The 17,789-nt window shown below is 66.6% G+C and carries 24 protein-coding genes; 7 read left to right on the top strand and 17 right to left on the bottom strand.

Annotation, left to right across the window (positions count from 1 at the left end; all coding sequences use genetic code 11):
• Positions 1–232: 232 nt before the first annotated feature.
• Positions 233–604, bottom strand: a complete 372-nt coding sequence (locus ACFWVD_RS16110) for a hypothetical protein (RefSeq protein WP_379243378.1) — start codon at positions 602–604, stop codon at positions 233–235.
• Positions 605–1,089: 485 nt separating this feature from the next.
• Positions 1,090–1,536 (bottom strand): DUF6918 family protein, encoded by a 447-nt coding sequence (locus tag ACFWVD_RS16115; protein WP_379243380.1) that lies wholly within the window; start codon positions 1,534–1,536, stop codon positions 1,090–1,092.
• 111 nt (positions 1,537–1,647) lie between these two features.
• Between ACFWVD_RS16115 and ACFWVD_RS16120 the strand changes: the two genes are divergently transcribed.
• From ACFWVD_RS16120 to ACFWVD_RS16135, 4 genes are all read left to right on the top strand, one after another.
• Positions 1,648–2,571 (top strand): 1,4-dihydroxy-2-naphthoyl-CoA synthase, encoded by a 924-nt coding sequence (locus tag ACFWVD_RS16120; protein ID WP_379243382.1) that lies wholly within the window; start codon positions 1,648–1,650, stop codon positions 2,569–2,571.
• 331 nt (positions 2,572–2,902) lie between these two features.
• Positions 2,903–4,024, top strand: a complete 1,122-nt coding sequence (gene menE, locus ACFWVD_RS16125; protein ID WP_379243927.1) for an o-succinylbenzoate--CoA ligase — start codon at positions 2,903–2,905, stop codon at positions 4,022–4,024.
• 40 nt (positions 4,025–4,064) lie between these two features.
• Entirely contained in the window at positions 4,065–4,529 is a 465-nt protein-coding gene (locus tag ACFWVD_RS16130; RefSeq protein ID WP_379243384.1) for an SRPBCC family protein, read from the top strand.
• A gap of 46 nt (positions 4,530–4,575) precedes the next feature.
• Positions 4,576–5,445 (top strand): 1,4-dihydroxy-2-naphthoate polyprenyltransferase, encoded by an 870-nt coding sequence (locus tag ACFWVD_RS16135; protein WP_379243386.1) that lies wholly within the window; start codon positions 4,576–4,578, stop codon positions 5,443–5,445.
• Here ACFWVD_RS16135 and ACFWVD_RS16140 read toward each other — a convergent pair.
• The 5 genes from ACFWVD_RS16140 to ACFWVD_RS16160 form a co-directional block, all read right to left on the bottom strand.
• Positions 5,442–5,837, bottom strand: coding sequence for a phage holin family protein (locus ACFWVD_RS16140; RefSeq protein ID WP_379243387.1), 396 nt, complete (start codon positions 5,835–5,837; stop codon positions 5,442–5,444). The genes ACFWVD_RS16135 and ACFWVD_RS16140 overlap by 4 nt on opposite strands.
• Positions 5,838–5,891: 54 nt before the next feature.
• The gene (locus ACFWVD_RS16145) at positions 5,892–6,467 is read right to left on the bottom strand and encodes a Clp protease N-terminal domain-containing protein (RefSeq protein WP_379243389.1); all 576 of its coding nucleotides are present in this window, start codon (positions 6,465–6,467) and stop codon (positions 5,892–5,894) included.
• Positions 6,467–6,688, bottom strand: coding sequence for a helix-turn-helix domain-containing protein (locus ACFWVD_RS16150; RefSeq protein ID WP_379243391.1), 222 nt, complete (start codon positions 6,686–6,688; stop codon positions 6,467–6,469). The genes ACFWVD_RS16145 and ACFWVD_RS16150 overlap by 1 nt, the downstream gene beginning before the upstream one ends.
• An 81-nt stretch (positions 6,689–6,769) precedes the next feature.
• Positions 6,770–7,855, bottom strand: coding sequence for a PLP-dependent cysteine synthase family protein (locus ACFWVD_RS16155; RefSeq protein WP_379243393.1), 1,086 nt, complete (start codon positions 7,853–7,855; stop codon positions 6,770–6,772).
• Positions 7,852–8,178 (bottom strand): DUF4229 domain-containing protein, encoded by a 327-nt coding sequence (locus tag ACFWVD_RS16160; RefSeq protein WP_379243395.1) that lies wholly within the window; start codon positions 8,176–8,178, stop codon positions 7,852–7,854. The genes ACFWVD_RS16155 and ACFWVD_RS16160 overlap by 4 nt, the downstream gene beginning before the upstream one ends.
• A 175-nt stretch (positions 8,179–8,353) precedes the next feature.
• On the opposite strand from ACFWVD_RS16160, the gene ACFWVD_RS16165 reads away from it, so the two are divergent.
• From ACFWVD_RS16165 to ACFWVD_RS16175, 3 genes are all read left to right on the top strand, one after another.
• Positions 8,354–8,563 carry a BldC family transcriptional regulator gene (locus ACFWVD_RS16165; protein ID WP_056814442.1) on the top strand — a complete coding sequence of 70 codons (210 nt, stop codon included), beginning with the start codon at positions 8,354–8,356 and terminating at the stop codon, positions 8,561–8,563.
• A gap of 114 nt (positions 8,564–8,677) precedes the next feature.
• Positions 8,678–8,869: a hypothetical protein gene (locus ACFWVD_RS16170; RefSeq protein ID WP_379243397.1), complete on the top strand. Its 192-nt coding sequence runs from the start codon at positions 8,678–8,680 to the stop codon at positions 8,867–8,869.
• A gap of 79 nt (positions 8,870–8,948) precedes the next feature.
• A complete protein-coding gene (locus ACFWVD_RS16175; protein WP_379243398.1) occupies positions 8,949–9,599 on the top strand; it encodes a hypothetical protein in 651 nt (216 codons plus the stop codon).
• A gap of 47 nt (positions 9,600–9,646) precedes the next feature.
• Here ACFWVD_RS16175 and ACFWVD_RS16180 read toward each other — a convergent pair whose 3' ends face one another.
• From ACFWVD_RS16180 to hemL, 10 genes are all read right to left on the bottom strand, one after another.
• On the bottom strand, positions 9,647–10,060 hold the full coding sequence (locus tag ACFWVD_RS16180) for a DUF4189 domain-containing protein (RefSeq protein WP_379243399.1): 414 nt from the start codon (positions 10,058–10,060) through the stop codon (positions 9,647–9,649).
• Between the two features lie 137 nt (positions 10,061–10,197).
• Positions 10,198–10,971 carry an ATP-grasp domain-containing protein gene (locus ACFWVD_RS16185; RefSeq protein WP_379243401.1) on the bottom strand — a complete coding sequence of 258 codons (774 nt, stop codon included), beginning with the start codon at positions 10,969–10,971 and terminating at the stop codon, positions 10,198–10,200.
• A gap of 41 nt (positions 10,972–11,012) precedes the next feature.
• Positions 11,013–11,285 carry a hypothetical protein gene (locus ACFWVD_RS16190; protein ID WP_379243402.1) on the bottom strand — a complete coding sequence of 91 codons (273 nt, stop codon included), beginning with the start codon at positions 11,283–11,285 and terminating at the stop codon, positions 11,013–11,015.
• Between the two features lie 105 nt (positions 11,286–11,390).
• A complete protein-coding gene (gene ccsB / locus ACFWVD_RS16195) occupies positions 11,391–12,344 on the bottom strand; it encodes a c-type cytochrome biogenesis protein CcsB (RefSeq protein WP_379243404.1) in 954 nt (317 codons plus the stop codon).
• A gap of 31 nt (positions 12,345–12,375) precedes the next feature.
• Entirely contained in the window at positions 12,376–14,004 is a 1,629-nt protein-coding gene (locus ACFWVD_RS16200; protein WP_379243406.1) for a cytochrome c biogenesis protein ResB, read from the bottom strand.
• Entirely contained in the window at positions 14,004–14,813 is an 810-nt protein-coding gene (locus ACFWVD_RS16205; protein WP_379243408.1) for a cytochrome c biogenesis CcdA family protein, read from the bottom strand. Before ACFWVD_RS16205 ends, ACFWVD_RS16200 begins: the two co-directional genes overlap by 1 nt.
• Complete coding sequence (locus tag ACFWVD_RS16210) at positions 14,813–15,043, bottom strand: hypothetical protein (protein ID WP_379243410.1); 231 nt, start codon at positions 15,041–15,043, stop codon at positions 14,813–14,815. Before ACFWVD_RS16210 ends, ACFWVD_RS16205 begins: the two co-directional genes overlap by 1 nt.
• Positions 15,040–15,681 (bottom strand): TlpA disulfide reductase family protein, encoded by a 642-nt coding sequence (locus tag ACFWVD_RS16215; RefSeq protein ID WP_379243412.1) that lies wholly within the window; start codon positions 15,679–15,681, stop codon positions 15,040–15,042. The genes ACFWVD_RS16210 and ACFWVD_RS16215 overlap by 4 nt, the downstream gene beginning before the upstream one ends.
• Positions 15,678–16,295, bottom strand: a complete 618-nt coding sequence (locus tag ACFWVD_RS16220; protein ID WP_378943160.1) for a histidine phosphatase family protein — start codon at positions 16,293–16,295, stop codon at positions 15,678–15,680. The genes ACFWVD_RS16215 and ACFWVD_RS16220 overlap by 4 nt, the downstream gene beginning before the upstream one ends.
• 116 nt (positions 16,296–16,411) lie before the next feature.
• Entirely contained in the window at positions 16,412–17,740 is a 1,329-nt protein-coding gene (gene hemL / locus ACFWVD_RS16225; protein ID WP_379243929.1) for a glutamate-1-semialdehyde 2,1-aminomutase, read from the bottom strand.
• Between the last annotated feature and the right edge of the window lie 49 nt (positions 17,741–17,789).

Raw genomic sequence — 17,789 nt, forward strand, 5'->3', positions numbered from 1 at the left:
GGCGGTCTCGCGCTGCTGCTGCCCCCTGTTAGCCCGAACACCCCACGGCACCGAACCGGGCCGGAACCGATAATCCGCTGCGGCACAATCGAATCGATTCACTCACTCGATCGCAAAGAAGCAGCAATTGCACCGCAATTGAATTGGCAATTGATCTTGATCGAAAACAAAAGAAAGCGGCGACGAACCGAAGTTCGCCGCCGCTGTGAATTCTCTTACTGCCCTAGCTTATTCAGCCGGCAGCGTTGAGGTCCTTCAGGCCGAGCAGGATGTCGATGACATTGACACCGGTGCCGGTCATGTTGTTCAGAGCCGAGCTGCCGGTGTCGAGGATGCCGACGCCGTCGGACAGGGCGGCCGAACCGGTGGCGAGGCCACCCAGCGCAGCCGAGCCCGCGCCCAGGGCGGCGGAACCGGTGCCACCGGCGGCGGTGGCGCCGAGGGCGGCCGAACCGGTGCCGCCACCAGCGGCGGCGAGAGCGGCGGAGCCGGTACCGGCGGCAGCCGAACCAGCGGCAGAACCGGCGAACGCGTTGGCAGCGGCGGCCGGGCCGGCCACGGCGATCGCGATGGCACCGGCGACGACGAGAGACTTGCGAATCATGAGAGTTCCTTCCAGGCCCGCCGCAGGGCTGAATTGCAATGTGGCGGAATGCAATGTGGTGATCCGAACGACTATCCGCTTTTCGCTGCGATCTGCGGACAACCCGAAAGGTAATCGATTCCTGAGCCCAGTTGCTAATCCGTTACACGTGTCGATTATCACCATGAATATCGTGCTAACCCTATATTTTCTGCACGTTAATTCTGCGATAGTGACGGGCTGCACAATCGATCAGGAAACATGGCTATCACCCGGCGATATCCCTGGCTAACTCTGGGCACCGTCCCCGGATACCCCCGTCGAAAAGTTACCAATGTTAACTACCCGCGTGTGACGCACGGCATCGTCGGATCCCACGCCGAACAGCGGGTTCGCGACCGGAAGCACTCCAGGCCGCACACCCAGCGGGTGTACGGCCTGGAGAACATCCACTCACGGTCGGAGGCGAGCCCGAACCTGCGACTCGCCCCCGTGACGCGAAACGGTCAGCCCGCGTGCTTCTGCACCAGGTCGCCCACGCGCGGCAGCGCCTCGATCACGTGCTTCTTCGCCGAACCACGCATCGACGAGTACACCTTCTTCAGTGCGGGCCGGGTGGACGACTCGGCGCGGGCGTCGGTGACGGCCAGCAGCGACTCGGCGACCTGATCGGACTTCGCGGCCAGCAGATCGGCGAAGGTGCCGGTGCCGGAGGTGGTGAACTCGGCCCAGTACGGCTGGAGCTGATCGAGCAGCTTCGGCGCCAGCGACGCCAGACCGTCGGGAACGATGGTCGGGCTGATCTTCTTGACCGCCGCGTAGCCACCCTTCACCGCAAGGCCGGACGCCCCACCTTTGTCCGAGACCTCGGCGTCGAGCACCTCGACGGCGTCAGCAAGGAAAGCCGGACGCTTGGCGTCGTCGAGCAGGGATTCAGACAGTGCTGCAACCACTTTCAGGTTCCTCCGGATCGGTTCGATGTACGAGCAGGCGCAACTATACGCATCGGGGCTTGCACGCACGCGGCGACTGCTCGAGCTGCGGTGTTACGTCCTCGTACCGGGATGTCGGACCATAGGGCAATAATCGTGGTCGTGACTTTCGATCCGAAGCTGTGGCAGACCGTTCCGGGGTTCGAGGACCTGACCGACATCACCTATCACCGGCATATCGACCAGGGCACGGTGCGGGTGGCGTTCGACCGGCCCGAAGTGCGCAACGCGTTCCGCCCCCACACCGTCGACGAGCTCTACCGCGCGCTGGACCACGCGCGGATGACCCCCGACGTGGGCGCGGTGCTGCTCACCGGCAACGGGCCCAGTGAGAAGGACGGCGGCTGGGCGTTCTGTTCCGGTGGCGACCAACGCATTCGCGGGCGCAACGGCTACCAGTACGCCGACGGCGAGACCGCCGACACCGTCGACGCCGCCCGCGCGGGCCGGTTGCACATCCTGGAAGTTCAGCGGCTGATCCGGTTCATGCCCAAGGTGGTGATCGCGCTGGTCAACGGCTGGGCAGCCGGTGGCGGACACAGCCTGCACGTGGTCTGCGACCTGACGCTGGCCTCGCGCGAGCACGCGAAGTTCAAGCAGACCGACGCCGATGTCGGCTCGTTCGACGGTGGTTACGGCAGCGCGTATCTGGCGAAGATGGTGGGTCAGAAGTTCGCCCGCGAGATCTTCTTCCTCGGCAGGCCCTACACCGCCGAGGAGATGCACCAGATGGGTGCGGTGAACAAGGTCGTGGATCACGACGAACTGGAGAACGTGGCGCTCGAGTGGACCGCCGACATCAACGGCAAATCGCCGCAGGCGCAGCGGATGTTGAAGTACGCGTTCAACCTGCTCGACGACGGTCTGGTCGGTCAGCAGTTGTTCGCGGGCGAGGCGACCCGCATGGCGTACATGACCGACGAAGCGGTCGAAGGCCGGGACTCGTTCCTGGAGAAGCGCAAGCCGGACTGGACGCCGTACCCCTGGTATTTCTGAGTCGTGCGGGGCGCGGCCGACTTGCCGATGCGGGCCGCGCCGAGCACGATGACAACGAGCTAGCGCCCGACCGCCGACGTTTGGACCGCAGTGCCAGTTGTGTCCATCTACTGAATCGCAGTCGCTATGTCTGGCATATCCCACCCCGGCAAACCGACCCGTTGGCCGGGTCCTCCCGTTCACATGACACGATCGAAGCCGTGAGGGCGCGCAAGCTGTATCCGGAGGTGGTGGGCGTGAGCCAGCGCAGCGAAGCGATCCTGTGCCCGCACACGATGCGGTCGAACACCGGCGAGGCTGTGGCGTGAGCAAAACCCTGCGGACGCTGCAGATGCCCACCGGTGCCGGGGTCAGCGAAGTGATGCCCCACCTGCGCCAAGCCCTCGACGGCACCGGACCTGCGTGGTTGCCGATCCCGACCACCGATCGTCGCGAGGCACGCCGACTGTCCGACGCGCTCAAACCCGGCGACCCGATCGATGACGACGTCTCGCTGGTCGTGACGACCTCGGGCACCACCGGCATCCCCAAGGGCGCGCTGCTGGGCGCGGAAGCCCTGCGGGCCAGCGGCAACGCCACCCACGATCGACTCGGCGGACCGGGCAGTTGGCTGCTGGCACTGCCCACCCATCACATCGCCGGCATCCAGGTGTTGCTGCGCAGCATCCTGGCCGGGACCGACCCGACGGTGCTCGACGTGTCGGGCGGGTTCCTGCCCGAGGCGCTCGCCGGTGCCGTCAGCGCGATGCGCGGGCCGCGGCGCTACACCGCGCTGGTGCCCACCCAGCTGATCAAGTCGCTGGATTCGCCGATCGCGTCCAAGGCGCTGGCCGAACTCGACGGTGTGCTCGTCGGCGGTGCGGCCACGCCCGCGCCCATCCTGGACCGGGCGCGCGACGCCGGCATCACCGTCGTGCGGACCTACGGGATGAGCGAGACCTGCGGCGGGTGCGTGTACGAGGGCGTGCCGCTGGAAGGCACGCGGGTGCGGATCGAAGACGGTCGCGTGGTGCTGGGCGGTGCGATGGTCGCGCGCGGCTACCGCAACCTGCCCGACCATCCGGCCTTCGCCGAACCCGGCTGGTTCCGCACCGAGGACGGGGGGTCGTTCGACGACGGCGTGCTGTCGATCACCGGTCGCCTCGACGAGGCGATCATGACCGGTGGGCTGCTGGTGATTCCGCAGGTGGTGGAAGCCGTGCTGGCCAACCATCCCGGCATCCGCGAATGCATCGTGCTCGGCCTGCCCGACGAACGGCTGGGTCAGCGGGTCGCGGTCGCGATCGTGCCCGCCTCGGGTGCGACACCGACATTGGACGACATCCGCGCACACGTGGTGGCCGAACTCGACTCGATCGCGGCACCGCGCGAACTCGCCGTGCTGGACGAGATCCCGTTGCGCGGACCAGGGAAGCCCGATCGCGCGGCGCTGCGCAGGCTGCTGGCCCAGTAGCTCCCCGGAATTGTCGTACCCACGGCATAGGCTCACGCGCATGGGCAATTTCGAGGTGTCGCGGCGCACCGTCATCGCCGCCGAACCGGCACGCATCCACGCACTGATCGACAACTTCCGACAGTGGCGGCTGTGGTCGCCCTGGGAAGAATCCGACCCGCAGCTCGCCCGCACCTACACCGGCCCCGAATCCGGTGTCGGCGCCCGCTACGCCTGGCGTGGCAACCGGAAAGCCGGTGCGGGGGTGATGGAGATCAAAGCCGACGCCGAACGGGAGATCGGGGTGGAGCTCACCTTCGAAAAGCCGTTCAAGGCCACCAATTTCGTCACCTTCACCCTGTCCCCCGCCGCGGGAGGCACCGAGGTGACGTGGACGATGACCGGCACCCATTCCGGTCTGATGGGCGTGCTCGGCAAGGTTTTTCCGATCGACAACTTCATCGGCAAGGACTTCGACAAGGGCCTGGCCCGGCTCAAGACGATCGCCGAATCCAGTCCGGCCTGAGGCACCGAGGAGCCAGTGGTGGCGGTATCGGATTAGGCTTCGAACCATGGCTACAGCAGCGGAATGGATCGAGGGCGCCCGACCGCGGACGTTGCCCAACGCGATCGCGCCGGTACTGGCGGGCACCGGTGCCGCCGCATCCATCGACGGGGCCGTGTGGTGGAAAGCGATACTGGCACTGCTGGTTTCGCTGGCGCTGATCGTCGGGGTGAACTACGCCAACGACTACTCCGACGGTATTCGCGGCACCGATGACGTGCGCGTTGGCCCACTGCGGCTGGTCGGTTCGAAGTTGGCCTCCCCCACGGCCGTTCGCACCGCCGCCGTCGCGAGCCTGGCGATCGGTGCGGTCGCGGGCCTGGTGTTGGCGGCGACCACGGCCTGGTGGTTGGTGCTGATCGGGGCACTGTGCCTGGCGGGTGCCTGGTTCTACACCGGCGGCAGTAAGCCCTACGGCTACAGCGGTTTCGGTGAGATCGCGGTGTTCGTGTTCTTCGGGTTGATCGCGGTGCTGGGTACCCAGTACGTGCAGGCGCTGCGGGTCGACTGGGTGGGTCTGCTGCTCGCGATCGGTGTCGGCGCGTTCTCCAGCGCGGTGCTGGTGGCCAACAACCTGCGTGACATCCCCACCGACACCGAGTCCGGGAAGGTCACCCTCGCGGTGAAACTCGGCGACGCGCGCACCCGCACCCTGCACATGGTGCTGCTCGCGGCGCCGTTCGTGATCAGCCTCGCGCTGATGGCACGCACGCCGTGGGCGCTGGCCGGACTGCTCGCGTTGCCGCTGGCGATCCGGGCCAACGCCCCCGTGCGCACCGGGAAGGGCGGGCTGGAACTGATTCCCGCCCTTCGCGATTCCGGCTTGGCGTTGCTCGCGTGGTCAGCGCTGAGTGCGCTGGCCGTCGGACTCGGCTAGTCGCCGTCGGGCACCAGGATACCGAGCACCCAGTTCACCAACATGATGATCACACCGCCCCACAGCGCGGCCCAGAAGCCGTCCACGCGCAGGCCGTAGTCGGTGAACTCGGTGATCTTGGCAGTGAGCCACAGCATCCCCGCGTTCACCACCAGCAGGAACAGGCCCAACGTGAGGATCACGAACGGCAGGGACAGCAGTTTCACGATCGGCTTGATCACAGCGTTGACCGCGGTGAACACGACCGCGACGATGAGCAGGACCAGGGCCTTACCCCAGTTACCCCACTCCGATTGCCACTCGGCCGGCACGATGACATCGATCTTGTCGATCCACGCGACCGCGGCCCAGATGGCTATGGCGTTGATGACCAACCGTATAGCTAGTTGCATACAGGCAATGCTAGGCCCGAAAACGGACATTGCGGTGGGTCTGCGGCGGGCAATTCACGCGGCGCGGTCGAGCATCGCGTAGAGATCGGTGCGTAGACCCGCGACCGCCGCGCGCCCGCCGAGCAGGTCGGTACTGGCCGGGTCTGCTCCGCGCAGGACTCCCAGCACCAAGTAGGTCGAACAGATCTCGCGATCCTTGCGGTGGATCGCCTCCCGCAGCGCGAGTTCCAGAGTCTTCTTGGCCGGGCCGGTGAACGGGATGCGCCCGGAGCCGAGCAGTCGGGCGAACACGCCACGTTCGGCTTCCGGTTCCGCCTGCTCCCAGGCTCGCGGTCCGAAATTCTCGGCGACGCCGGCCCGCACCGCGTCAAGGTCGATGCCGATCGAGCGCAGGGCTTCCGCGTCGTCGGCGCCCAGCGGCGGTTCGCCCGTGCGGGCGGCCAGCGCGGCGCGAACACCGTCGACGGTGATGCCGTGTGCGTCGAGCACCGCTCGCAGGTCGGGTTCGGCGTTGGACACCGCCCCGAGCAGCACGTGTTCGGGTCCGATCTGCTTCGCGCCCAGTTCCTTGGCGTCAGCTTGCGCGTTCACCACCGCCAGCTTGGCCTCGCGACTGAATTTCTCGAACATCAGCGGGTCCCACCTTTCCGAGTGTGTTTCTGATGGACCGCTTGCTTGCTCACCTCGAGCGCCTCGGCGATGGCCTGCCAGGACCAGCCGTTGGCTCTGGCGTTGGCCACCTGGATCGTTTCGAGGCGGTCGGCCAGTCTGCGCAGTGCGAGCACCGCGCGAAGTCCGACGGCCGGATCGGGGTTGCCTGCCGCTGAGGCGAGTGTTGTCGCATCGGTCATGGTGTCAATTTTGATTGACGACCGACGTGTTGTCAACGAAAATTGACATCGCTGAGCGCGAACAGTCCAGAAAGGGAGGGTTCAGCCGTTCCAGCGGCCGGTGGTGGTGAACTCGTCCAGAATCACAGTCGGGCCGGTCAGGTCGATGTTCTGGGCGGCTACCCAGTCGTCGTTGAAGTAGGTGCCCGCGTAGCGGTCGCCGCCGTCGCACAGCAGGGTCACCACGCTGCCGCTTCTTCCCGCGGCCATCAGTTCGGCGACAAGGTGGAACGCGCCCCACAGGTTGGTGCCGGTCGATCCGCCGACGCGACGGCCCAGCGCGGTGCTGGCGTGGCGGGCGGTGGCGATCGAGGCGGCGTCGGGGACCACGATCATGCGGTCGACGACCTGGCCGACGAACGAGGGTTCCACGCGGGGACGGCCGATTCCTTCGATGCGCGAAGGCATTCCGGTTTCGTAGCCCGCGTCGCCGGTTTCGTAGCCGCCGTAGAAGGCCGAGTGTTCCGGGTCGACCACGGCCAAGCGGGTCGCGTGTCGGCGGTAGCGGATGTAGCGGCCGATCGTCGCGCTGGTGCCGCCGGTTCCGGCGCCGACCACGATCCACTCGGGGATCGGGTGGTTCTCCAGCGCCAGCTGATCGAAAATCGACTCGGCGATGTTGTTGTTGCCGCGCCAGTCCGTGGCCCGCTCGGCGTGGGTGAACTGGTCCATGAAATGCCCGCCCGACTCCGCGGCCAGGCGCTTGGCTTCGGTGTACATGTCCGGCGGTCGATCCACGAAATGGCAACGGCCACCCTGCGCTTCGATCAGCGCGACCTTCTGCGGCGACGTGCTCGCCGGCATCACCGCCACGAAATCCAAGCCGAGCAGCTTGGCGAAGTAGGCCTCGCTCACCGCCGTGGAGCCCGACGACGCCTCGACCACCGTCGTACCCTCGGTGACCCAGCCGTTGCAGATCGCGTACAGGAACAGCGAACGCGCCAGCCGGTGCTTCAGGCTGCCGGTGATGTGGGTCGACTCGTCCTTGAGGTACAGCTGCACCGGCCAGTCGGCGGGCAGTGGGTACCGCAGTAGATGGGTGTCGGCGGAACGCTGCGTGTCGGCGTCGATCAGCCGCACGGCATTGTCGACCCAGTCACGGGGGGCGCTGCGGTCGAGGTACTTCACGCCGACGTGCTGTCGTCGTCACCCCGCAGGCGAGCCCGCAGCTGCGCCTTGTCCTGGCGGCGGCGCGCGTCGACCACGGCGATGTCCTCGTTCACCTTCACGCGCAGTTTCTTGAACAAGGTCAGCGACAGCGGCATCGCCACCAACAACGCGAACAGCGCCGCGACGATGATCGGCACATCCACGCCGATCACCTTGGCGATGCCCACGATCAGCGCGGCGATCACCACCACCAGCCCGATCCGAGCCAGCGTGTAGAGCGCCAGATTGCGTACCAGTCGCTTCCCGGCGCCAGAACCCTGCTGACCTGTTGCTTCACTCACGACAACAGCGTAACTGGCGCTGGCGCGCGCCAACGATCGCCTCTGATACGGCCCCGTTCGCGGCTTTTGTCTATTACTTCCCCTTTACCAACAGTAGGTGGTTCGACTACATGGGGGTCACAGTGCGACGATGACGCCACTGATGAGGGAACTGTCGAGAACGGAGAGGTTAGCTATGACTGCGATCACCGTCGGCCTTCAGGACACTCTGCTGACACCAGGCCAAGTGGCCGCCATGTTCCACGTAGACCCCAAGACCGTCACCCGGTGGGCCCATGCGGGCCGACTGGGTTCGCTTCGCACGCCGGGCGGACATCGCCGATTCCGCGAGTCCGAGGTTCTGCAGTTGCTCAGATCACTCACCACCGAGGCAGCTCCGCGCTGACTCACCGGCAGGCGCGAGCCCAGCACGGGCTCGCGTTCGCCGAGAATTTCCCTCCCGTTGCGCATGTGCACACGGCGCGGACACGGCTACCCTCGATAGCAGGAGGTGAGCGACGTGACGTACCTGTTGGCACTGATCGCGATCGTGGCCATCGCGGTGTTGTGCTGGAAGGCGTTCGGCCCTCAAAAGCCCCGCCCGCAATCCGGGCCACCGCCGCGCAGACCGGTATTGGGTCCCGACGACGACCCGGAATTTCTATGGCGCCTCGGTAAACAACCCCGCGACGACTCCGGGCCCACCGAATAGCCCCGCGATGTCGGTTCGCGTGAGTTGACCCACATACCCCCGTTGCGCGGCGAAACAGCTGGGTAGATAACGTATTCCGGTGATTGATGTGCAGCAGGGTTCTGTCCCGACCACTTGGCGCGCGGCCGACGGCAGCGCCGTGACGTTCACCGAGGCACGGTCGGAATGGACCCGTGCCGCACACGAGGTGCTGGCCGATACCGCCACCCGCTTCAACAACTTCATCGTCAACACCGAACTGGCCGAACTGGTCCAGGAAGAGTCCGGTATCCGGACCGCGGTGAAGTGGCAGCACTGGCTGCCCGTCGTGCTGGACAAGGTCGCCGAGCACTGCCACAAGAACAACGAACCGCCGCTGAGCGCGTTGTGCGTGCGCAAGAACCAGACGGTGGGCACCGGCTACCGCTACATCCTCGAACTCGCGGGCCTGCCCATCCCCGACGACCTCGAAATGCACGCCGCCGCCGCCCGCTGGCAGTGCTACCAGCACTACGCCACCGACCTCCCCGCCGACGGCGGCCTGCCCACCCTGCCCCCCAAGGTCGCCGCCATCCGTCAGTCCACCTCCGCGGACCTGGCCACCGCCGAAGCCGCCGAGGCAGCCGTCAAACGCTCCACCGCCGCCCGCCGCACCAGCACCGCGGTCCCCAAGCCCGAACCGGTCCGCAAACCGGTCTGCCTGAACTGCCACGTAGAACTGCCGGCGAACAAGATCTGCTACTACTGCTGACCAGCCGCGGGTCCGGGTGCGCCCTTGCGGGCATCCGGACGTAGATCTCAGCCCGCGTTGGCGGTGCACACAGTCTTCGCGTGAACGCGACCCGGGCCGAGCTTTCCGGCAGCCGCGACCGCAGCAGCTTCCGCCTCCTGCGCAGTCGGTGCCATCCGGATGCGATAGTCGCCGCTGCGCCCGTTCCTGTCCAGCTCGGTCATCCCCAACGACACACACTCGTCGACGAAACGCGCGACGACCACACAGGTCGGCCGTTCACACAGTTCGCGCGCCGCCTCCTCGGCCGCGTCCCAGCTCGGGTAATTCGCGGCCGTCACCACGTACGAAGAATCAGCGGCCCCCATCACCAAAACCCCGTAAAGCCGCCCATCATCACCGGCCTCAGCCCCCGCCTGCCCCGCTCCCCCAGCGAAAACCGCACCGGCGACCATCAAAACCATCGAAAACTTCTTCCCCACCGGGATCCTCCAGCTGATAACCGGCCCACGTCGAGCCGAACCGAATATCATCGCCGGTTGACCCATGCCACGTCAATCCCGTTGCCCCAGAATAATTTTCAGCGCCCAGCCCCCGGCCAACCGGTCGTCTCCCTCCGTCACACGTCCGCGCGAGCGAGCACCTCAGCCTCCATCGCGGCAATGAAGTCGCCGACGTTCGAGCCGTAGATTCCCCAACTGTTCACACCGCCGATTTCCACAAGTCGAAGGTCGCCGTCGTGCCCGATGCCGACATCGACGGTGATCACCGAGGCTCCGTGAGCGAGCAGGCGCGCCGCCACGGCCTCTGCGTAGGTACGGACGTGGTCGGGGACGGGGAGGTATGGCTCGAGCGGATACGAGCTTCCGCAGAAGAATCGGCCGTTACGGCAGAAGCAGCGGTACTCGTGTTCGAAGGTCACGACCTCGGACACGACAACGAGCTCGTCGCGATGCTTGTCGTAGATCTGGACCCACCGACCCAACTCCTCGACGGTATGCACGCCCGCGGGAAACAGCTTGTAGTTCGTATCGCTGCGAACGAAGACCTGATCACTCCCGAACATGCGCCGCAGCGGAAGCCCTGGAACCGCAGCGAACGGCACGAGCACGGCGGTGCGTCCGAGGAAGTCGTATACGTATCGGTAGTACGACGAGCAGCGCAGCGTGGCGTAGTCGTCGAACACCGCTTCCCCGAGTCGCGGCACGCGACGCAGGTTCGTCATCGTGGGCATCGTCCCGTATCCGACCACCGCACGGCCGTCCTCGACGACCGGCCAGCGTCCCATCATCACGTCACGCGGCTCGACGATCAGCGCATCGTCGAGTGCGGCCGCGACAACGGCAGACCCAGGGAAGTCCTCATGGAGATCAATCAGCCAACGCGGTCGCACCGCGCGATGCTACCCGCGCGGGCGAGGACTTCGATTGCCTGTCACGCCGCAATGTTGTTGCTAGGCACGATGAATCGAACCTCTTCGTTGGTCGATTCCGACCAACGAAGGTCGATTACGGTGCGTCCGCCATCGAGGTTTTCGACGATGACCACGCCGATCCGGCATGGCATCGGGTAGGGAGACTCGGGCCAGATGTCATCGTCGTCCGGTCCAAAGAAGGTCGGCAGCTTGTCGATCACGGAATGTACGTCGCCGTCGGCGTCGGCGAATTGGACCTCGATGACGCCTCCGGCGCTGCTGTCATCGCACACCCACCGAACGGCCGTCCCCCGCAATGTTGGCACAACCGAATTGTCCTACAGACCGCTGCACGACGCTCGACTCGTGGCTCAGGAGCGAAGCCGAGACGGGCACGGTCAGTTCAGACCGGCGTAGCTGTGCAACCCGCTGATCACCATGTTGATGATGAACAAGTTGAACAGCATCGCGACGAAGCCGGCGATGTTGATCCAGGCTGCCTTGGTGTCTCGCCAGCCGGAGGTGGCTCGGGCGTGGAGGTAGGCGGCGTAGAGGACCCAGGCGATGAAGGAGCAGGTTTCTTTGGGGTCCCAGCCCCAGAAGCGGCCCCAGGCGGCTTCGGCCCAGATGGCGCCCAGGATGACGCCTGCGCCGAAGAGGGGGAAGCCGATGATGGTGGTTTTGTAGGCCAGTTGGTCGAGGGTGCGGGCGTCGGGGAGGCGGCGGGCGATGGTGCCGAGCAGGTTCGAGGACTCTTCGCCTGCGGGTTCGCGCATGCGGAACAGGTAGAGCAGGCTGGCTACGCCGGAGACCAGGAAGACGCCGCTGCCGATGCTGACGATGGTGACGTGGATCGGGAGCCAGAACGAGCGCAGGGCGGGGACGACGGGGGCGGCGTCGGCGTAGAGGACGGTGCCTGCCAGGAACATCAGGATCAGCACGGGGACCAGCAGGAACGCCCACATGGACCGGTAGCGCTGGTCGCGCAGGAAGATCAGGCCGATCACCACGGCGGCCGCGGTGGCCATGGTGGTGAACTCGTACATATTGCCCAGCGGGAAGCGGTGGGTAGCGAAACCGCGCAGCACGATCGAGGTGATGTGCAGGACCGCGCCGACCGACAGCACCGAGAAGGCCATGTCGCCGAAGCGTTCCGCGCGCGACTTCTCGACGGGCGCGGCGATCCGGCCGGGCAGGGACGGGTCGGTGGTTGCCGACTCGCGGCCCACGACCTGCTTCGCGCGCGCCGAGGCGTACTGCACGATCAGCAGGACCGTCGCCAGCGTGTAGACGGCGATGGCCGACATGAAGGCGAAGTCGCTGTAGCGTGCCAGCGTTTCGTCGATCTGCATCAGGATTCCGTCTCCCTGTCGAATGCGCGCGTCACTTGTCCGCTCCCAGCAGCCGTGCCCGTAGTCGGTCGAATTCGGCGCCCCACCCGGCTTGGTCGCTGCGGGCGAGACCGCCCATTTCTACTACGGTGCGTCGTTGATCCACGGTACCTGCCGTGTCCGACGCCGGGTACGTCCGGATCCAGATCCGACGCCGTTTCAGCAGCAGCGACACCAGCAACCCGGCCATCATCGTCAGCGCGCTGACCAGCACCCACTGCTGGGCGGGGTCGTGCGAGACCTGCAGATTGACGAATTCCTGCGCACCGTCGAAGGTGACCTTCGTGCCGTTGGGCAGCGACGTCGACTCGCCCGGACGCAGGTTGACCCGTGCTTCCTTCGTCAGCCGACCCTGCTTGATCATCTCCGGATCCAGCGCGAACAGCGACTGCGAACGTCCGGTGTCCAGACCGGTGTTGCCGCGGTAGATGTCCACCGCGACGGCCGGGTCGTCCATCTTCGGGAACGAGGAGGTGAGCAGGCTGCCGTGGAACATCGCGGTCGGCGCGAACAGGCCCTCGATGGCGATCTGGTTCTGGCGGCGTTCCTCGTCGGTGGCGTACATGCCGCCGGGCGGGTCGATGCGCAGCACACCGCTGGACAGGAAGGTCTGGGCGTCGTCGGGCCGCCACTGGATGGTCTCGGTGCGGGTCTGACCGTTGGGGAAGGTGACCGTGAAGGTCGGTGCGAAACCGTGTCCCTGCAGGTAGACGCGGTCACCGGCGACGCGCAACGGATGGTTCACCCGCAGCTCGGTACTGCGCCAGGTGTCGGTCGCGAGGTCCGCGCCTGCCTGGTACTCGATGTTGGAGTGGAACATCTCGGCCTGACCGGTGGGCAGGTAGTCGGCTTTGAAATCCTTGACCTTGATGCACAGCGGGGTCATGCCGGTGCCGTCGTTGGTGTTGCCCGCGCGGAACGAGTCGAACACCGCGGGCGAGGTGGTGCAGAAGCCGGGACCGTTGTTGGCGATCACGATGACATTGCCCTCGTACCCGAGCAGCTTGCCCAGTGCGATCGCGACCAGCAGACCCACCAGCGACAGGTGGAACACCAGGTTGCCGAACTCGCGCAGGTACCCCTTCTCCGCCGACAGCGTCAGCTCACCGTCGCGCTGACCGGGGCGAACCTCGGTGCGCCAGCCACGAAGGGCGGTTCGAGCGGCGGAGATCACCTCGTCGGGCGTGCGATCGTCGGTCTCGCTGGCGTGGTGCGGCAGGCGGCCGAGATTGCGCGGCGCGGGCACGGGCGGGGTGCGCAGGGCGCGGTAGTGGTCCCAGCAGCGCGGCAGGATGCAGCCCACCAGCGAGATGAACAGCAGCGCGTAGATGGCGGTGAACCAGAAGCTGCCGAACACGTCGAACAGTTCGAACCGGTCCATCCACGGGCCCAGCGTCGGCCGGTCGGCGATGTATTGCTCGACCTTCTGCGTGTTGAGACTGCGTTGCGGCAGCAGCGCGCCGGGGATCGCGGCGAGCGCGAGCAGGAACAGCAGCACCAGAGCGGTACGCATGCTCGTGAGCCCGCGCCAGGAATTCCGGACCAGGGCCCAGGCTCGACCCGGCAGCGATTGCCGGACGGGCGGGGTGGGGGTGGTCGCAGTGGTCAGTGTGTCAGTCATCAGATCGGAAGAGTCACCTCGGAGACGAACCCGTCACGCACCCAGCCCACGAACTGATCCCATGCCCCCGTGACCAGCGCGATGCCGACGGCAACGAGCAGAACACCCCCAACAACTTGAATGGTGCGCGAATTGCGCCGCAGCCAACCGACCCCGCGCAGCGCACCGGCCGACCCGAAGGCCAGCACGATGAAAGGCAGTCCGAGACCGAGGCAGTAGGCCACGATCAACGTCACCCCGCGCGCGGCGGTGGTGCCCTCGGTGCCCGCGGATACCGCCATCACACCCGACAGCGTCGGGCCGAGACACGGCGTCCAGCCCAGCGCGAACACGCCACCCAGCAGCGGCGCGCCGACGATGCTGGTGAGCCTGCGCGGCTCCATCCGCGTGTCGCGTTGCAGGGCGGGGACGAGACCGATGAACACCAGACCCATCAGGATCGTCACCACACCGCCGATGCGCTGCAGCAGTTCCCGATTCACATTGAGAGTCTGGATGACACCGAAAACAGTGGCCGTGGCCAGCACGAACACGACAGTGAACCCGGCCACGAACAGCCCGGCGGCACCGGCGACCCGCAGCTTCGCGCTACGACGTTGCGCGGTGAGCGTGGCCGCAGTACTGGTGGCAGGCGGCGCCTCGGCACCGACCAGACCGGCCAGATACGACAGATAGCCGGGCACCAGCGGCACGACACACGGTGAAGCGAACGACACCAGGCCCGCTAACAGGCAGGCTCCCAGCGCCAGCAAAAGCGGACCCGATGCCGCCGTCTGCTGGAAGGAATCCCCGACTGCGGCGAGCGGCATCACTCGTCGGTGTCCGTATCCTGCTGCTCGTCGCGCGGCAACGACAATTTACGCTCGGTTTCGGCTGTTTCAGCGGGGCCGAAATCGAACAGACCGGCACCGGCGACACTGCGCGGCACGGTCGCGATGCCGGCCCAACGGTCATCGACCGTCCACCCCGCACCCATTCGGCGCGCGCCCTGACGGGGACGACACGCGGTCAGATTTCCTGGACGACGACGGCTGCTCACTGTTTCTCCTCGGCGGCGATGCGCTCGACTACTGGTTGAAGGTCTTCGGCCAATAACGAGCGAAGGAAGACCGCGGCGACCCGGTGCTGACGATCCAGGATCAACGTGGTCGGGATGACACTGGTGGGAAAGTTTCCGCCGAGAGCGAGCAGTGTCCGCATCGACGGGTCGTAGATGGACGGGTATTCGATCTTGTTGTCCACTACGAAGTCCTGGGCTTTGTCGCGCTGGTAGTCGCGCACGTTGATTCCCAGGAACGCGACGCCTTGATCTCTGGTCGCCGCGAAGACTTTTTCCAAGGCGGGCGACTCGGCGCGGCACGGGCCACACCACTGTCCCCACAGGTTCACGACCACGATCTGGTTCGGGAAATCGTCGACCGAAAGGGTCTTTCCCTCGTTCATCAGATCGGGCCCCGACAGCGTGCCGATCGTCCCGCGAGTGGCGGGCGGATCGTAGTAGATCTCCGTTTTACCACCGGGTGAGACGAATTCGAAGGTCCCGCCCCCGGTCGCCACCGCATCGGTACCCGTCGAACACCCCGCCGCGGCAGCGATCACCAGCAGGGCGGAAAGGACGGCGGTCAGCGCCCGCGGCAGATAGCCACGGGCGGTTCCCGACGAGGTGAAGCGTGTCATGCGCCGTGAACCGACGGATCCGACGCGCCCGCGGGCTCGGAATAGACGATGTCGACCAGCGTGTCACCGTGATAGACCAGCGAGGTCAGCGACGCGAGCGAGCACTGACGGTTACGCGGGTCGTGCCACAGACGCTGACCCTGCAGGAAGCGACGCAGCGTCCACACGGGCAGCTGATGCGAGACCAGAACAACCTCGTGACCGGCGGCTTCCACGCGGGCCTTGTTCACCGCGGCGAGCATCCGGTGGGCGATCTGCAAGTACGGCTCGCCCCACGACGGGGTGAACGGGTCGCGCAGCTTCCACCAGTGCCGCGGCTTGCGCAGGGCACCGTCACCGACGGACACGCGCAGGCCCTCGAAGGTATTGCCGGCTTCGATCAGGTTCTCGTCGGTGCGCACGATCAGGTCGTGCGCGGCCGCGATCGGCGCCGCGGTCTCCTGGGCACGCTGCAGCGGCGAGGCGATCACCATCGCGATGTCGTGATCGGCCAGCGAACGCGCGACCGCACCGGCCTGCGAGCGACCGGCCACCGACAGGCTGAAGCCGGGCAGACGGCCGTAGAGGATGCCGTTGGGGTTGTGCACCTCGCCGTGGCGCAGCACATGCACGATGGTTTCGACATCGGAATCGACGTCGAGAACAGGCGGCGCGGCGGCAGGCGCGGGATGCGGCGCTTCGTCGCTGTCAGTGGGAACTGGGGCGAATTCTGCGTCGGGCTGGTCGGAGCTCACGCTGGCGATCCTTCGGGGGTTGCGGCCGCGGCCGCGAGGGCGGCGGCGGGCAGAGCGGCGGCGATACGGTCGAACGCGTCCTCGTCGAGTGCCGCGGAGACGAACCATGCCTCGTACGCGCTGGGCGGCGCGTACACGCCCGCGTCGAGCAGGGCGTGGAAGAAGGCGGGGTAGCGCCAGGTCTGGCTCGCTTTGGCGCCTGCATAGTCGGTCACCGGCTGCTCGGCGAAGAACACGCTCACCATATTGCCTGCGAACTGGACTTGGTGCTGCACGCCCGCCTCGGTCAGCGCCTTCGCGAACAGCGAGCCGAGGCGATCGGCGTTACGATCCAGCGCCGCGTACACCTCGGCGTCGGCCGCGCGCAGCGTCGCCAGGCCCGCCGCGACGGCGACAGGGTTACCGGACAGTGTGCCCGCCTGATAGACCGGGCCCAGCGGAGCGAGGTTGTTCATGATCTCGGCGCGACCACCGAACGCGGCGGCGGGCAGGCCACCGCTCATCACCTTGCCGAAGGTGTAGAGGTCGCCCGCGACGCCTTCGAGTCCGTACCAACCCGACGCGCTGACGCGGAAACCGGTCATCACCTCGTCCATGATCAGCAACGCGCCGTTGTCGTGGGCGAGGTCGCGCAGGCCCGCGTTGAAACCGGGCAGCGGGGCGACCGCGCCCATATTGCCCGCGGCGGCTTCGGTGATCACGCACGCGATCTGGCCGGGATGGGCTTCGAAGGCGGCGGCCACGGCGGGGAGGTCGTTGTAGGGCAGCACGATGGTGTCGGCGGCTTGCGCGCCGGTGACGCCGGGCGAGGTCGGCAGGCCCAGTGTCGCGACGCCGGAGCCCGCGTCGGCCAGCAACGCGTCGACGTGGCCGTGGTAGCAGCCGGAGAACTTGATGATCTTGGAGCGACCGGTGAAACCGCGGGCCAGGCGCACCGCGCTCATGGTGGCCTCGGTGCCGGAGTTCACCAGACGGACCCGTTCGACCGGATCGACACGGGCGGCGATGGCCTCGGCGAGCTCGATCTCGGCCTCGGTCGGGGCACCGAACGACAGCCCGCTGGTGGCGGCGGTCTGCACGGCCTCCACGACGGCGGGATGCGCGTGACCCAGGATCATCGGACCCCAGGAGCAGACCAGATCGACGTAGTCGTTGCCGTCGGCGTCGATGAGCGTGTAGCCGCTGGCGGACTTGATGAACCGGGGCGTGCCGCCGACCGAGTTGAACGCACGAACCGGGGAATTGACACCACCCGGAATCACCGAAGCTGCCCGCTGGAAGAGCTGGGCGGAAACCGGTACCTGCGTAGGACTCACGGATTCCAGTGTCTCAGTTCGCCTCGGCTCGCCGGACGACAGGGTGGAGCACAGTGAC

Source organism: Nocardia sp. NPDC058666, assembly GCF_042714895.1.
Classification (GTDB): Bacteria; Actinomycetota; Actinomycetes; order Mycobacteriales; family Mycobacteriaceae; genus Nocardia.

Bases quoted from the DNA above. Each gene is read 5' to 3' on its own strand.
- ACFWVD_RS16110 (WP_379243378.1), bottom strand. From the start codon at position 604: ATGATTCGCAAGTCTCTCGTCGTCGCCGGTGCCATCGCGATCGCCGTG.
- ACFWVD_RS16120 (WP_379243382.1), top strand. From the start codon at position 1,648: ATGTCGGACCATAGGGCAATAATCGTGGTCGTGACTTTCGATCCGAAG.
- menE (WP_379243927.1), top strand. From the start codon at position 2,903: ATGCCCACCGGTGCCGGGGTCAGCGAAGTGATGCCCCACCTGCGCCAA.
- ACFWVD_RS16130 (WP_379243384.1), top strand. From the start codon at position 4,065: ATGGGCAATTTCGAGGTGTCGCGGCGCACCGTCATCGCCGCCGAACCG.
- ACFWVD_RS16135 (WP_379243386.1), top strand. From the start codon at position 4,576: ATGGCTACAGCAGCGGAATGGATCGAGGGCGCCCGACCGCGGACGTTG.
- ACFWVD_RS16140 (WP_379243387.1), bottom strand. From the start codon at position 5,837: ATGCAACTAGCTATACGGTTGGTCATCAACGCCATAGCCATCTGGGCC.
- ACFWVD_RS16145 (WP_379243389.1), bottom strand. From the start codon at position 6,467: ATGTTCGAGAAATTCAGTCGCGAGGCCAAGCTGGCGGTGGTGAACGCG.
- ACFWVD_RS16150 (WP_379243391.1), bottom strand. From the start codon at position 6,688: ATGACCGATGCGACAACACTCGCCTCAGCGGCAGGCAACCCCGATCCG.
- ACFWVD_RS16165 (WP_056814442.1), top strand. From the start codon at position 8,354: ATGACTGCGATCACCGTCGGCCTTCAGGACACTCTGCTGACACCAGGC.
- ccsB (WP_379243404.1), bottom strand. From the start codon at position 12,344: ATGCAGATCGACGAAACGCTGGCACGCTACAGCGACTTCGCCTTCATG.
- ACFWVD_RS16200 (WP_379243406.1), bottom strand. From the start codon at position 14,004: ATGACTGACACACTGACCACTGCGACCACCCCCACCCCGCCCGTCCGG.
- ACFWVD_RS16205 (WP_379243408.1), bottom strand. From the start codon at position 14,813: ATGCCGCTCGCCGCAGTCGGGGATTCCTTCCAGCAGACGGCGGCATCG.
- ACFWVD_RS16215 (WP_379243412.1), bottom strand. From the start codon at position 15,681: ATGACACGCTTCACCTCGTCGGGAACCGCCCGTGGCTATCTGCCGCGG.